Source organism: Marinicella meishanensis (assembly GCF_019931145.1).
Lineage (GTDB): Bacteria > Pseudomonadota > Gammaproteobacteria > Xanthomonadales > Marinicellaceae > Marinicella > Marinicella meishanensis.
In genome coordinates this window covers 1-15702 of record NZ_JAIOUV010000008.1, presented here as the reverse complement: position 1 = coordinate 15702, position 15702 = coordinate 1, and the positions used below count along the sequence as shown (strand labels likewise).

At 56.3% G+C, this 15702-nt stretch carries 7 protein-coding genes; 5 read left to right on the top strand and 2 right to left on the bottom strand.

What is annotated here, in order from left to right; translation table 11 throughout:
• Positions 1 to 81: 81 nt before the first annotated feature.
• Complete coding sequence (locus tag K7G70_RS13585) at positions 82 to 4458, top strand: Ig-like domain-containing protein (protein WP_223789204.1); 4377 nt, start codon at positions 82 to 84, stop codon at positions 4456 to 4458.
• A 70-nt stretch (positions 4459 to 4528) separates the two neighbouring features.
• Here the strand turns inward: K7G70_RS13585 and K7G70_RS13580 are convergent, their stop codons facing one another.
• On the bottom strand, positions 4529 to 5734 hold the full coding sequence (locus K7G70_RS13580; protein WP_223789203.1) for a DesA family fatty acid desaturase: 1206 nt from the start codon (positions 5732 to 5734) through the stop codon (positions 4529 to 4531).
• A gap of 82 nt (positions 5735 to 5816) precedes the next feature.
• Here K7G70_RS13580 and K7G70_RS13575 point away from each other — a divergent pair, with 82 nt between their 5' ends.
• Genes K7G70_RS13575 through pdxH form a run of 4 tightly spaced genes read left to right on the top strand, consistent with a single transcriptional unit; the run spans position 5817 to position 9088 of the window.
• Entirely contained in the window at positions 5817 to 6554 is a 738-nt protein-coding gene (locus K7G70_RS13575; RefSeq protein ID WP_223789202.1) for an ATP-binding cassette domain-containing protein, read from the top strand.
• A complete protein-coding gene (locus tag K7G70_RS13570) occupies positions 6551 to 7297 on the top strand; it encodes an ABC transporter permease (RefSeq protein ID WP_223789201.1) in 747 nt (248 codons plus the stop codon). The genes K7G70_RS13575 and K7G70_RS13570 overlap by 4 nt, the downstream gene beginning before the upstream one ends.
• Positions 7294 to 8451: a motility-associated ABC transporter substrate-binding family protein gene (locus tag K7G70_RS13565; RefSeq protein ID WP_223789200.1), complete on the top strand. Its 1158-nt coding sequence runs from the start codon at positions 7294 to 7296 to the stop codon at positions 8449 to 8451. Before K7G70_RS13570 ends, K7G70_RS13565 begins: the two co-directional genes overlap by 4 nt.
• A 1-nt stretch (position 8452) precedes the next feature.
• Positions 8453 to 9088 carry a pyridoxamine 5'-phosphate oxidase gene (pdxH, locus tag K7G70_RS13560; RefSeq protein ID WP_223789199.1) on the top strand — a complete coding sequence of 212 codons (636 nt, stop codon included), beginning with the start codon at positions 8453 to 8455 and terminating at the stop codon, positions 9086 to 9088.
• 96 nt (positions 9089 to 9184) lie between these two features.
• On the opposite strand, the gene K7G70_RS13555 is transcribed toward pdxH, so the two are convergent.
• On the bottom strand, positions 9185 to 15691 hold the full coding sequence (locus K7G70_RS13555) for an Ig-like domain-containing protein (protein WP_223789198.1): 6507 nt from the start codon (positions 15689 to 15691) through the stop codon (positions 9185 to 9187).
• Between the last annotated feature and the right edge of the window lie 11 nt (positions 15692 to 15702).

Here is a 15702-nt window from a genome sequence, read left to right as displayed (position 1 = left end):
CATTTCATTGGTCAAGTCATGGCTTTTTCATTACAATGATTCTTCCTTTAAAAATTATCCGCCATAAAAACAGGGGAAGCAATGAAATTAAAAATGACTGTACTGGCCGGTTTACTGCTGGCCATCACCTGGGGCTTGATGACCACCCAAGAACAAGCCGAAACCGATCAACAACAGCAGCAGGCCGCCAACAAACCGGAGGTTGGGGTGTTGTCTGATGACCAGATACCACCCAGTTTCCAACCACTACCAGGTGGCACCGAATACGGCATTGCCTTGCCCGGGCGCATGGTGCAACCACCGGTCAGCTACCAGACTTTGAGCCCAGAGCTGCAAGGCCAACTGACCATGGAAATGGACACCACGCCCAAGTTCAGAAAAGGCGGCTTCCGCTATGAAAAAATCAGCCCGGAAGAATTGGCTCAAGTCGATCAACCATGGCCTGAAGAACAACCTGAAACCAAAAGCCTGGTGTCGTCCATCAGTGCCGGTGGCCAGGTGACCAATTCTGTTAACAACGGTGGTTTCATTTTCATCCCCGCCGATCCCCATGGGGCTGCTGGCCCCAACCAGGTGGTCAATGTGTTCAACACCACCATTGAGTTTTATGACACCGATGGCACGAATGGCAGCAGCCGCTCACTGGAAACCTTTTTTGCGCCGGTCTCGCCGGTGAATTTCACTTTTGACCCGAAAGTGTTGTATGACCAATATGAGGACCGCTTTGTGGTGATCACCCTGGAGCGGCAAGACACCGCAAATGGCGATCCAGACGACACCTCACGGGTGTTGGTGGCGGTGTCAGCCACGTCGGATCCGAATGGCGCCTGGTTCATGCATGCCTTTGACAGCGAAGTGTTCATCAGTGGCGCCGATCGTTGGTTTGATTATCCTGGCTTTGCGGTGGATGAAGAAGTGGTCTATATCACCGGTAACATGTTTGGTTATGGTGCCGGAGGCTATGGTGGCGTGCGTTTGTGGATGATCGACAAAGTCGGTTTTTACAGCGGCGGTGCGGTCAGTGTGATTGGCCCGTTGGATCCTTATGGTGGGGGCGGGGTGGCCACCACCACCCAACCGGCACACACCTATGGCACCCCGCCAGCAGGCATGGGCACTTATTTGATGTCGTATTCCCGCTTGGCCGCCGGTGGCAATGAATTCTGGCAAACCGTGCGGGTCGACAACCCCTTAGGTGCGGTGAGTTTCACCCAACAATTCTTAGGCGTGGGGAACATCGAGCCCAATGTTGGCCCATTGCCTTCGGCGCCACAGTCAGGTTCTGGCTTGACCCTGGAAACCAACGATCCGCGCGCTTTGGACGCGGTGTGGCGTGATGGCCAAGTATTCTCGACGGCGACCATTGAGAGCAACACCGAGCTGGGTGAAACCTCGGCATCCTGGTGGGTGTTTGATGGCAACGGCGGTGCCATTGCCCTGGATGATTTCGGCATCATTGATGGCGAGGACATTTCAGCCGGTACCTTCACCTTTTTTCCATCCATTGCGGTGAACGCCGATGGTGGCATCGGTGTGGGCTATTCGGCATCCTCACCCAGCATCTTCCCCGGATCGTATTTTTCGGTGCGTTCACCGGGTGATGCCGCTGGCACCATGCGGGCCTCTGAAGCGATTCGGGTGGGCACCGATTTTTACCACCGCGCTTTTGGCGGTACCAACCGCTGGGGTGACTATACTTCGGTGGCGGTGGATCCCAATGACGAGTGTTTTTGGGTTTACAACAAACACGCCGTGACCAACACCGGTGGGGCCACCGAAAGTGGTCTGTATGAAACCGCATTTGGGGAGTTTTGTAACCAGGATCCCAACGCCGTGAATGACAGCATCACGGTCAATGAAGGGGCCACCACCACATTATTGGATGGCGGCTCAGGCACCGTGTTGAACAACGACTCCGATCCGGACGCCAGCGACAGCTTGGTGGCGGTCTTGGTCTCAGGCCCAGCCGATGCCAGCAGCTTCAGTTTGAATGCCAACGGCACCTTCAGTTACAGCCACAATGGCGATGAAGCACCGACCGATTCATTCACTTACAACGCTTGTGATGATGGCACCCCGGTGAAATGTAACCTGGCCACGGTCAACATCGGCATCAATGGCATCGATGATGATCCCACGGCGGTGGCGGATGCCGACACCGTGCTGGAGAACAGCAGCAACAACGTGATCGATGTGCTCGATAATGACACCGATCCGGATGGGGGGCTGTTGGAAGTCACCGCAGTGACCCAACCCAGCAATGGCAGCACCACCTTCACCGCTGCCAACGTCAGTTACACCCCGGATGCCGACTATTGTAACGATGGGGTGACCACCGATGATTTCAACTACACCATCAACGGCGGTTCATCGGCCACAGTGGCAGTCACGGTCACTTGTCAGGCCAATGCCGACCCGGTGGCGGTGGATGACAACGCCACCACCGACGAAGACGTGATGGTGTCGGTGGCGGTGCTGACCAATGATTCAGATCCCGACGCCGGTGACACCCTGAGTGTGACTTCTTGTTCGGGTGCCTCCAATGGCACCGTGGTGCAAAACGGCAACAACTGTGAATTCACCCCGGCCTTGAATTTCAATGGATCTGGTGGTTTCAACTACGCCATCAGTGACGGCAACGGCGGCAGCGACACGGCCTCGGTCACCGTAACGGTTGATCCGGTGAACGACGACCCGGTGGCAGTCGATGACGCGGCCACCACCGATGAAGACGTGATGGTCTCAGTGGCGGTGTTGACCGGAGACAGCGATGTCGATGCCGGCGACACCCTGAGTGTGACTTCTTGTTCCGGCGCTTCGAACGGTTCGGTGGTGCAAAACGGCAACAACTGTGAGTTCACCCCAGCTCTGAACTTCAATGGCACCGGTGGTTTCAACTACGCCATCAGTGATGGCAATGGCGGCAGCGACACGGCCTCGGTCACCGTAACGGTAGATCCGGTGAACGACGACCCGGTGGCAGTCGATGATGCGGCCACCACCGACGAAGACGTCATGGTCTCAGTGGCGGTGTTGACCGGTGACAGCGATGTCGATGCCGGCGACACCCTGAGTGTGACTTCTTGTTCCGGCGCTTCGAACGGTTCGGTGGTGCAAAACGGCAACAATTGTGAGTACACCCCAGCCTTGAACTTCAATGGCACCGGTGGCTTCACCTACGCCATCAGTGACGGCAACGGTGGCAACGATTCGGCCTCGGTCACGGTGACCATTGATCCGGTGAACGACGATCCGGTGGCGGTCGATGATGCGGCCACCACCGACGAAGACGTCATGGTCTCAGTCGCGGTGTTGACCGGTGACAGTGACATCGATCCCGGTGACACCTTGAGTGTGACGGCCTGTTCTGGCGCCTCGAATGGCTCTGTGGTTCGGGTTGGCAACAACTGTGAGTTCACCCCGGCCTTGAACTTCAACGGCACCGGCGGTTTCAATTACACCATCAGTGACGGCAACGGCGGCTCAGACAGCGCTGCAGTAACGGTCACCGTGGACCCAGTAAACGACGATCCAGTGGCGGCGGATGATGCGGCTGTGACCAATGAAGACACCTTGGTGTCGGTGGCCGTCTTGACTGGTGACTCCGATCCGGATGCCGGCGACACCTTGAGTGTGACGGCTTGTACTGGTGCCAGTAACGGCACCGTGGTGCGGGTCGGTAACAATTGTGAGTTCACCCCCGCCTTGAACTTCAATGGCACCGGTGGCTTCAACTACGCCATCAGTGACGGCAACGGTGGCAACGATTCGGCCTCGGTCACCGTAACGGTAGATCCGGTGAACGACGATCCGGTGGCTGTTGATGACAATGCCAACACCACAGAGGACACCATGGTCTCGGTGGCGGTGCTGAATGGCGATTCTGATCCAGACCTGGGCGACACCTTGAGTGTGACTTCGTGCTCGAATGCCAGCAATGGTACGGTGGTGCAAAACGGCAACAACTGTGAATTCACGCCAGCGGCTGACTTCAATGGCAGCGGGGGCTTTGATTATGCCATCAGTGACGGCAACGGCGGCAGCGACTCAGCAGCGGTCGCGATCACAGTCGATGCCGTGAACGATGAACCCAGCATGGTGATCAACGATGTGGTTTACTTGCGCTTGGCAGACCTGGGCAGCCCGCCGGTTCAATCATTGGCCTGTCAATTCGATTTTGGCCCCAATGATGAGGACGCCGATCAGGCGGTGCGAGACATGATTGTCAACATCCAAAGTGATCCCAATGGGGTACTCAGCAGCATTGATGTCGACAACAATGGCGATTTGGTCTATGTCATCTCTGGTAATGCAGGGGCCGCTGAAGTGACGGTGGCATTGCAAGATGACGGTGGCGTGGCCAACGGAGGTGACGACACTTCGGTGACCTACACCTTCACGGTCAATGTGCAGGATTACGTATTCAGAAATGATTTTGAAACTTTGAACTGTCCCTGATCAACCCGTTCTGATGAACCCAAAAAAAACCGGGCATGGCCCGGTTTTTTTGATGCTTGATTCAATCCCTTCAACGGGCAGCAAAGGTCTGTAACTTGTAACGACGCAAAGTATCGGCAAATTCTTGCAACAGGCGATTGCCACTTTGCTCGGCTTGGCTGCACCAGGCCTTGAAGTCCGCAATCATCTCTTCCACGGATTTGGTGTTGTTGTCCCAAATGGCCTGCAAATCCTTTTTGTATTGCAACAAAGTGTTCAGCGATTGGCTGTCTTCGAAGTAAGCACTCCATTTGGTTTTGATGTCGGCTTTGAGGAACTGGGGATCCAGCGACAGGCTGTGGGTGAACTTCTTGATCCGTTTGTTGAAGGCTTTGGAAGCATTTTGATACTCTTCGGTCAAGGTCGGTTTGATGACGTCTTTGATGTAAACCTGCAAGACATTGAATTTATGGGTCAAGATGGCTTTAACGGTTTCACCGTCCATGTCTTTTTGTTGTTCGTCCACAAACAAATCGGGCACCACTTTTTTGATTTGACAAAGGCCCAGTTTGTTCAGGCCTTTGATCACATACCAACCCAAATCATGTTCCCCTTTCTTGTGGGCGAATTTACATGAGGAGGGAAAGGCGTGGTGGTTGTTGTGCAGTTCTTCGCCGAAAATGAAAAAGGCGAAGCGGTAGATGTTGCGTGAGGAATCATCGGTGCGGTAATTGCGGTAGCCCACGAAATGACCAATGCCATTGATCACGCCGGCGGCGAAAAATGGAATCCACAGCATTTGGATGGCATAAATCAACAGGCCAATCACCCCAAATAAGGCGATGTTGGTGAAGGCCAACAAGACGATGCCGAGGTAATGAAAGCGGGTGTAGATGTTGCGTTCAATCCAATCATCGGGTGTGCCCTGACCGTATTTACTCATGGTCTCTGACACTTTCCTTTCTTGGGTATACAGCGTGACCCCATGGAACAGCACTTTTTTGATGCCGTGAATTTGGGGGCTGTGCGGGTCATCTTCGGTTTCGCAATAGGCATGGTGCTTGCGGTGAATGGCCACCCATTCTTTGGTCAACATGCCGGTGGTGAACCACAGCCAGAAGCGGTAGAAGTGTTGCAACACCGGGTGCATTTGGATACCACGGTGGGTTTGTTCCCGGTGCAGATACAAGCTGACGCCTGACAGCGTGACTTGCACCACAATGAAGGTATAGAGCACCATTTGCCAGGCTGAAAAATCCAACAGACCGGTTTCCAGAAATGCCAAAAATTGATTCATAATTAGAGGTTTGTTTTATCGGGAATGCTCACTATAATGAAATCAATTGACAATAGCCAGAGAAAAACACGTACCCTGACGTATGGATAAAGCCACTGAATTTTCCAAGCAGTTGAAATTAAAACAAATAAATTTGACCCGTTCTGGACAAAAAATCTTGGATGATGTGACGGTGGAATTACCGACTCCTGGCATCACGGTTTTGCTGGGGGCCAATGGTGCCGGCAAGTCCTCTTTGTTGCGGGTGTTGGCTGGCATCAGTCAACCCGACTCTGGGTCTGGTTCAATGAGTGATTCCGGTGGGGCGTTTTTGATGCCGGAACCGGCGGTTTTTTATCCACACTTGACGGTGACTGAACAGTTGCAATTCGTGGCGGATCAATCTGCCATGACCCCAACCACCTCGATCGATGAGGTCCTCAGTGCCTGGCAGTTACAGGCTGAGGCAAACAAATTAACGGCCCATCTGTCGTTGGGTTTTCGACAACGCTTGTCCATGGCCCAATTGACCCTGTCTCAAGCCGGGTTGCTGCTGCTGGATGAACCGATGAATGGCATGGACCCCGAGGTCATGATGTTGTTCAAACAGCAGGTGGCCAATTGGCGTCAAGCGCAAACGGTGGTGATGGCCACCCACATCATGCATGAAGCCGAAGCCATGGCCGATTGGGTCGTGGTGATGCATCGGGGCCGCGTGTTGCATGCCGCAGCTTACCACCAAGAGCAACCGTTCAATGAACTGTACCAAGGGGTCATGCAACAATTCCATGCCGTGTCTGTGGACCATCAGTCCCCAACCCAAGTGGGGGGTGGCTGGTGAATCCGAGCAGCAAGGACCGCAAGCTGATTTTTCGCGCGCCAGGCACTTGGTTGATGCTGGCGGTGTTGAGCTTTTTGATGGCCTGGATGGGCTGGCAGATGATTGACCGCTACAACAGTTTACAGTCGGCCTTGGTGCAACTGCCCAATCCACCAACCATCACCCAAAACCTGTGGGTGCCCATGATGTTGATGGTGGTCAAATTGAGTCTGTTGTTGGTGGCTTATACCAGCGGTCTGGCCATCGCCAAAGAACGATCGCAACAAACCCTGTGGTACTTGTTGATCAACCGCAGCAGCGATCATGCCCTGATCTGGAATAAATTCAAAGCCCAATCTGGGGTGTTGGCTTTTGTCTTGTTGCACGTGCTGGTGATGACCGCATTGCTGCAGGTGGGCGGCGCGGTGGATTGGTTACAAGTGGCTTGTGGGGTGTTGGGCATGGTGTTGCTGTTGTGCTGGTTCACAGCCTTGGGTTTGTTGCTGTCCAGCCATTGTCAACAAGCCGGTACTGCCGTGTTATTGAATGCGGTGGTGTTTGTGATGCTGTGGATATTGGGTGGCCCCGGGGTGGGCGATGAATATGGCATCAACTGGTTGGTTCTGATGTCACCAGCCCATCATTTGCAGTGGTTCATGGCCGCCGAAGTGGGCTTGAGTTCGGTGTTGTATTTTGGCTTGGGCAGCTGGGTGCTGCTGTGGTTGGCGGGCCACCAAGTCACTCGCTTGAGGCGGCAGTTGTGATTCGCTATTGGGTACTGGTGGTGTGGTTGGTACTGGTTTATGGCGCGGCCCGATGGTTGCCCAATTGGCATCCGCAGCATGCATACGCCGATTTGATCCCCCCGTCAGCCCAGCAAGTATTGGCGCAACAAGATGAGTTGGTCATTGATGTTTTTGCCTTGCCGGATTCTGCTGCAGCCAGTTTGGTGGGAAATTTCTTGCAGCCATTGCTGGCGGTATTGCCCCGGGTTGAAGTGAATTTTCTGGATCCCAGCCAACACCAAGACTGGGTCCAACAGCTCAACATCACCCAACAAGGGGAAATGGTGATTCGCGACGGCGATCAATCTTTCAAACTGTCGACTTTGTCTTATGAAGCTTTTTTCAACGGCCTGAAACAGCTGGATCAGCCCCAAGATCGATGGGTGGTGCTGTTGGATCAGGTGGGCGGCCGGTCCTTCAATCCGGGTCAGGCTGGCAGCCTGAATGCGTGGCTGAATGCCATGGCTGCGGCCAATTATCCAGCCGCCGTGTTGTCCTGGAACCCGAGTTTACAGTTGCCTGCCCAAACCCAATTGGTGGTTTTGCCGGCACCCGCTCAGACCCTGGATGACACCGCCGTGACATGGTTGGAACAACAATTCAATCAAGGCATCAGCTTGCTGTGGCTGGCCGATCCCACCACCATCCAAGCCCAACCCAATTTGGCTTTGATGTTCGATGTCATGCCCACCGACGGTTACCACCAAGGGTCGCTGGTGATCAAGCATTTTCCAGCCCATCCATTGAACGAAGCCTTTGATCGGCCGCTGAATTTGGTGGGTGCCATGCCCTTTGAGACGGCCAACCAAAGCCTCTGGCAAAATGAACAAGGCCAAACCCTGGCGGCCACCGGGCAGCTGGGCAACAGCCGCTTGCTGGTGGTGGGTGACATTGATTTTTTGAGCGATGAACACCTGTATGATGGTGGCAACCTGGAAATGTCATTTCGTTTGTTGGACTGGTTGTTGTTACACGATGACCGCATCGATTTGCCCAGCATTGGGCACGGCCAAACCCAGTTGTTGCTGACGCCGCAAGAGGTGTTGTCCTTTGCGGCATTGATGTTATTGGTTTTGCCGTTGTTGTTTTTGTTGTTGGCGTTGTATCATTGGCGAAAACTGAAACGAGGTTAACATGGACATCGGTGCCATCAGAAAAGAATACACCCAATCGGGGCTCAGCAGAAAAGACTTAAAGAGAGACCCCTTGGCGCAATTTTCCCTGTGGTTTGAACAAGCCAGGACCGCTGAAATCAAAGAAGTCAATGCCATGTGCCTGGCCACCGTCAGACCTGATGGCATGCCACAAGTGCGGACCGTTCTGTTGAAAATTTTTGATCAACAAGGCTTCGTGTTTTTCACCAACTACCGCAGTGCCAAAGCCAATGAATTGGCCGACAACCCACAGGCCTCGGTGTTGTTTCCCTGGTATGACTTGGAACGCCAGGTGCGGATTTCAGGTCCGGTGGAAAAAATTTCCAAACAAGAGTCTTTCAAATACTTCACCTCACGACCCCGGGGTTCTCAACTGGGGGCTTGGATTTCGGAACAAAGCCAGGTCATTTCAGGCCGTTCGGTGTTGCAAACCATGCTGCGACAAATGAAAGAGAAATTCAAAGCCGGCACCATTCCTTTGCCTGATGCTTGGGGTGGCTACCGCATCAAGCCAGTCAGTTATGAATTTTGGCAGGGCCGAGCCAATCGCTTACACGACCGCTTCTTGTATCAACAGGATGGCGATGAATGGCGCATTGATCGCCTGGCTCCTTAATCAATTTGCCTGAGATCCATCGAGCAGTCGGCTGACTGCCTTTCTGACAAAAAAAGGCCGGTCAAGATGACCGGCCTTGTTCAGACACAAAACAGCTTACTTCTGCAACGAGTCAAACAACGCCTTGGTTGATTGCACGGTACCAGGTGCCACACATTCGAAGCTGTTTTTGAAGATGAATTGGTAGATCAAATCACTGTCAAATGCCACATTGTCACTGGGGTCGACATCGGTTTCACTGACTGGCATGGCCACGGCGCCTTCCACGTCAATGAATGACATCAATGGCCCGGTCACATTGGTGTCAATCAAATACACGATTTCTGCCCCGACCGGTAAATCCACAGTCTGGTTGATGTCATTGGATCCGCTGGTGGCATCACAATTCACACCTTGACAGACCCATGTGGGCGTGCTGACTTGATTGCCCATCACCGTTGTCACGGTGGCGCCCACGATGTCTTTGTTACCCGTGTTGGTGATGTACAGTTCATACAACATGGCTTCATCAGGTTGCACACCAGCCACACAGTTGGTGATGAAGGCCGTCAAGTTCGGGCTTTCATCGTCATCGATGTTCACCGCATCCAGATCAACTGGGTTCACCCCGTCATAGTTGCTGTCACCGGATGACAAGGCCGAGGTGATGATCTGGTAATTCTGATCCAAATCGTAGTCCACATCATCCACCCCGGTGACGGTGATGGTCACGGGTTGGTCCCAATTGCTCGGGGTGAACGTCACTGAGCCTGGAGCCACCGTACCTTCAGTCAAGTCGCTGCTGGAAAAATTGACTGTCACGTTGGCCGTTGGGGTCAGAGGCAAGGACACTTCAAAGGTGTCGGTGCCGCCCATCTCGGTGGTGACCAACTCAGCCGGAGCATTGATCAACAAATCATAAGCTTGTCCAGCAATGATGGTGACTGTGACGCTGTCGGTACCGGACTCATTACCGGCTTCATCGGCGGCGATGGCGGTGATCAGGTTGCTGCCATCGGCCAATGCCGGGCTCAAGGTGCATGACCAATTGCCACTGACATCCACCGTGGTGGTACAACTTTCACCACTGGGGCCGGTCACCGTGATGATGGCATCGGGTTCCCCGGTACCCACCACCAGTGGCGTGGCATCATTGATGGTGGTGCCATCCACAGGTGCAGTGATGATCGGGGTGGCCGGTGCCACATTGTCCAGGGTGAAGGCCGCGATGGTGGTGTTGCTGTTACCCGCCAGATCGGTGATGGTGGCGGTTTCATCGCCGGTCACGCCGCCCGGTCCTGCGGTGCCAGTACAAATCACCTGATTACCTGCTTCGGTGCCACACACGTAATTGGGAATGGTCACTGTGGCATTGCTCTCCACGCCAGTACAGGTGGCGGTGAGGGCGGTGCCGTCATTGGCTGGGTTGGGCGACACGATACAAACCGGGGCTACCGGCGGGGTGTTGTCCAAGGTGAAGGCCACGATGGTGGTGTTGTTGTTACCCGCCAAATCGGTGATGGTGGCGGTTTCATCGCCAGTCACGCCGCCCGGTCCTGCGGTGCCGGTACAAATCACTTGATTGCCCGACTCGGTGCCGCACACGTAGTTGGGGATGGTCACCGTGGCATCGGTTTCCACGCCGGTACAGGTGGCGGTCAAGGCGGTGCCGTCATTGGCCGGGTTGGGCGTGACCACACACACCGGTGCCGCCGGTGGGGTGTCGTCCAACGTGAAGAAGGCATCGGCATTGTTGCTGTTGCCAGCCACATCGGTGATGGTGGCTTGTTCATCACCATCCACGCCATTTTGTCCGGCAGTGGCGGTACAAGTCACTTCATTGCCTGACTCGGCGCCACAGACGTAGCCTGGGATGGTCACCACGGCATCGGTTTCCACGCCCGTACAGGTGGCCGTCAAAGCGGTACCGGTGCTGGCGGGGTCTGGACTGACCACACAAACCGGCGCAGCCGGGGCACTGGCATCGATGGTCAACGCTTGTGGTGCAGAGGCAGGGCCGGCATTGCCTGCGGCGTCGGTGACCCCAGCGGTCAACACATAATCGCCATTGGCCAAAACCGTCCCGGTGTAATCGAAAGTCCAAGCACCGGTGCCATCGGCGGTGGTGGTGCCAATCGACAGGCCATCGAGGAACACTTCAACGGTGGCGCCAGATTCCGCGGTGCCATTGATCAACAAGGTGTTGTCATTGGTGATGAAGTCATTGTTGCTGACGCCATTGTCGTCAGACACCGAAGTGATGCTGGCAGCTGTTGGGGCCACGGTGTCAATGCGAACGGTTTGATCGGCTGAAGGCGGCGACACATTGCCGGCGCCGTCAGTCACCACCACACTGAAGTCATAATCGCCATCAACCAAGGTGGTGCCGGTGTAGTCAAAGGTCCAATTGCCACTGCCATCGGCGGTGGTGGTGCCAATGGACAGGCCATCGACGAACACTTCCACGCTGGCGCCGGCTTCCGCGGTGCCATTGATCAACAAGGTGTTGTCATTGGTGATGAAGTCGGTGTTGCTGACACCGGTGTCATCACTGATTGAGGTGATGGCCCCAGCCACTGGTGGGGTGTCATCCAAAGTGAAGAACACATTGGCGTTGCTGGCATTGCCCGCCAAGTCGGTGATGGTGGCTTGTTCATCGCCATCCACGCCGTTTTGGCCGGCGGTGGCGGTACACACCACTTCATTGCCGGCTTCGGCGCCGCAGACATAACCCGGAATGGTCACCACCGCATCGGTTTCCACACCGGTACAAGTGGCGGTCAAAGCGGTGCCAGTGCTGGCTGGGTCAGGTACCACGGTACACACCGGTACTGCCGGTGGGGTGTCGTCCAAGGTGAAGAACACGTCAGCGGTGTTGCTGTTGCCAACGATGTCAGTGATGGTGGCTTGTTCATCACCATCGACGCCGTTTTGGCCAGCAGTGGCGGTACAAGTCACTTCGTTACCGGCCTCAGCGCCACAAACGTAACCAGGAATGGTTACGGTGGCATCGGTTTCCACACCGGTACAGGTGGCGGTCAGGGCGGTGCCGGTGTTGGCCGGATCCGGACTCACGGTACACACCGGAGCAGTCGGTGCTTGCGAATCAACCACCACTTGGGTGGGCAACGACGAGTTGCCGTTGCTGTCGGTGACGATCACACTCAACACATCATTGTGTGCAGGCAATGGAAACACTGGTGAACAAGAGAAATTGCCGGCGGCATCGGCGGTGGTGGTACACAACACATTGCCCAAATCGTCCAACACCGTGATGTCCCCATTGGGGATGGTGGTGCCGGAGACCGGATCACCATCGGTGGGGTTCACTTGTGGCGCGGGTGGGGCGGTGGTGCCTGGATCATACACGGTGGTTGAGACCGGTGGACTTTCCAACAAACCACTTTGGGTGGCGGTGACCATGATGATGTCATCGGTCACTGGCACGGGGTTGGGTGACAAACAGATCCAATCACCACTGGCATTGGCTGTGACCGGTGCATTGCTGCAGGTGATGCCATCCACATCAATGGTCGAACCCGGTACCGCGGTACCGGTGATCTCAGTGGCGCCATTGGGCACCGGATTAACGGTGGGGGCCACCGATTGGGTGGCTGAATTGCCCACCGTGGTGCTGGCTGGTTGTGACACATTACCGGCCGCATCGGTGGCGGTGGCCACAATCAAATCACCTGGGGTCAATGGCAAGGATGTGCTGGTGACACAAGTCCACACGCCGCTGGCGTTGGTGATCACCGGATCATTGTCACAGCTCACACCGGTGAGGTTGATGACGGTGAATGGCTCAGCGGTACCGGTGATGGGGTCGGTGTTTTCAACCACGGGGTTGATCACCGGTGCCGAAGGTGCGGTCAGGTCAATGCCACCGACCACCGTGGTTGGTGGTGAGGTGTTGCCTGCTTCATCTTCTTGGGTGGCGGTGATGTCCTCACCATCCACTGGGGTGGGGAACAAGGAACAAGACCAGGTGCCGTCCAACTGCACCACGGCGGTACAGGTGGCCCCAGAAGGGGTGGTGACGGTGACGGTGGCACCGGGTTCACCGGTACCAGTCACCGGATCGCCATTGGTTGGGGCATTGATCACTGGGGCCGGTGGGGCCACGTTGTCCAACACGAAAGGTGCTGGGGTGGTGGCGGTGTTGCCAGCGGCATCGGTGGCGGTGGCGGTTTCATCGCCATCCACGCCGTTTTGTCCAGCGGTGGCCGTACAAATCACTTGATTGCCTGACTCGGCGCCACAGACGTAACCAGGAATGGTCACCACGGCATCGGTTTCCACGCCGGTACAGGTGGCAGTCAAAGCGGTGCCGTTGTTGGCTGGGTCAGGGGTCACGGTACAGGTGCCAATGGTTGGCGGGGTGTTGTCCAGGGTGAAGAAGGCATCGGCCACGCTGGCATTACCCGCTTGATCGGTGACGGTGGCTTGTTCATCGCCATCCACGCCGTTTTGGCCGGCGGTGGCGGTACAAGTCACTTCATTGCCTGACTCAGCACCACACACGTAACCGGGGATGGTGACGACCGCATCGGATTCCACGCCAGTACAGGTGGCGGTCAGGGCGGTGCCATTGTTGGCCGGATCAGGGGTCACGGTACAGACCGGAACCGCCGGTGGCGTGTTGTCCAAAGTGAATGGCACGTTCGATGTCGCACTGTTACCGGCGGTGTCGGTGGTGGTGGCGGTTTCATCGCCAGTCACGCCGCCTGCACCTGCGGTGGCGGTACAGGTCACTTGGTTACCCGCTTCGGCCCCACAGACGTAGTTGGGGATTGACACGGTGGCGCCGGTCTCTACACCGGTACAAGTCGCGGTCAAAGCGGTGCCGTCATTGGCTGGGTTGGGGCTGACCACACACACAGCGGCAGCCGGTGGGGTGTTGTCCAAAATGAAGGAGGCATCGGCCACGCTGGCATTACCGGCGGCATCGGTGACGGTGGCTTGTTCATCACCATCCACGCCGTTTTGGCCAGCAGTGGCGGTACAAGTCACTTCGTTACCGGCCTCAGCGCCACAAACGTAACCAGGAATGGTCACGGTGGCACCGGTTTCCACGCCGGTACAGGTGGCGGTCAAGGCGGTGCCGTTGTTGGCTGGATCAGGAGACACGGTACAGACCGGAACTGCCGGAGGGGTGTTGTCCAGGGTGAAGAAGGCATCAGCCACACTGGTGTTACCAGCGTCATCAGTAACGGTGGCTTGCTCATCACCATCCACGCCATTCTGGCCTGCGGTGGCGGTACAGGTCACTTCATTGCCGGTTTCGGCGCCACAGACATAACCTGGAATGGTTAAGGTTGCCCCGGTTTCCACGCCCGTACAGGTCGCAGTCAAGGCGGTGCCGTTGTTGGCTGGATCAGGAGACACGGTACAGACTGGGACAGCCGGTGGCGTGTTGTCCAGGGTGAAGTTGGCTGGGGTGGTGGCGGTATTGCCGGCCGCATCGGTGGCGGTGGCGGTTTCATCGCCGTCCACGCCGGAGACACCCACGGTGCCGGTACAAGACCAGTTACCACCGCCGCCATCACTACAAACATAGCCCGGGATGGTCAAGGTGGCACCGGCTTCCACGCCAGTACAATTGGCGGTGACCACGGTGCCGTTGTTGGCCGGGTCTGGGGTCACGGTACAAGTACCAATGGTCGGTGGCGTGTTGTCCAAAGTGAACGGCACGTTCGATGTGGCGCTGTTGCCAGCGGTGTCGGTGGTGGTGGCGGTTTCATCGCCAGTCACGCCGCCTGCGCCTGCGGTGGCGTTACAAATCACTTGGTTGCCGGCTTCGGCCCCACACACGTAGTTGGGGATCGAGACGGTGGCGCCGGTCTCTACACCGGTACAAGTCGCGGTGAGGGCGGTGCCGTCATTGGCTGGGTTGGGACTGACCACACACACAGCCGCAGTCGGTGGTGTGTTGTCCAAAGTGAAGAAGGCATCGGCCACGCTGGCATTACCCGCTTGATCGGTGACGGTGGCTTGTTCATCACCATCCACACCGTTTTGGCCCGCCGTGGCTGTACAAATCACAGCGTTGCCTGCTTCGGCGCCACAGACATAACCTGGGATGGTTAATGTCGCCCCGGTTTCCACGCCGGTACAGGTGGCGGTCAGGGCGGTGCCATTGTTGGCCGGATCGGGAGTCACGGTACAGACCGGAACCGCCGGTGGCGTGTTGTCCAAAGTGAATGGCACGTTCGATGTCGCACTGTTACCGGCGGTGTCGGTGGTGGTGGCGGTTTCATCGCCAGTCACGCCGCCTGCACCTGCGGTGGCGGTACAGATCACTTGGTTACCCGCTTCGGCCCCACACACGTAGTTGGGGATTGACACGGTGGCGCCGGTCTCTACACCGGTACAAGTCGCGGTCAAAGCGGTGCCGTCATTGGCTGGATTGGGGCTGACCACACACACAGCCGCGGCTGGAGGGGTGTCATCCAAAGTAAAGAAGGCATTGGCCATGCTGGCATTGCCCGCGGCATCGGTGACGGTGGCTTGTTCATCACCATCGACGCCGTTTTGGCCGGCGGTGGCGGTACAAGTCACTTCGTTACCGGCCTCAGCGCCACAAACGTAACCAGGAATGGTTACGGTGGCATCGGTTTCCACACCGGTACAGG

Excerpts from the sequence above, each read along its gene's own strand:
- K7G70_RS13580 (WP_223789203.1), bottom strand. The coding sequence starts at position 5,734 with ATGAATCAATTTTTGGCATTTCTGGAAACCGGTCTGTTGGATTTTTCA.
- K7G70_RS13575 (WP_223789202.1), top strand. The coding sequence starts at position 5,817 with ATGGATAAAGCCACTGAATTTTCCAAGCAGTTGAAATTAAAACAAATA.
- K7G70_RS13585 (WP_223789204.1), top strand. The coding sequence starts at position 82 with ATGAAATTAAAAATGACTGTACTGGCCGGTTTACTGCTGGCCATCACC.
- pdxH (WP_223789199.1), top strand. The coding sequence starts at position 8,453 with ATGGACATCGGTGCCATCAGAAAAGAATACACCCAATCGGGGCTCAGC.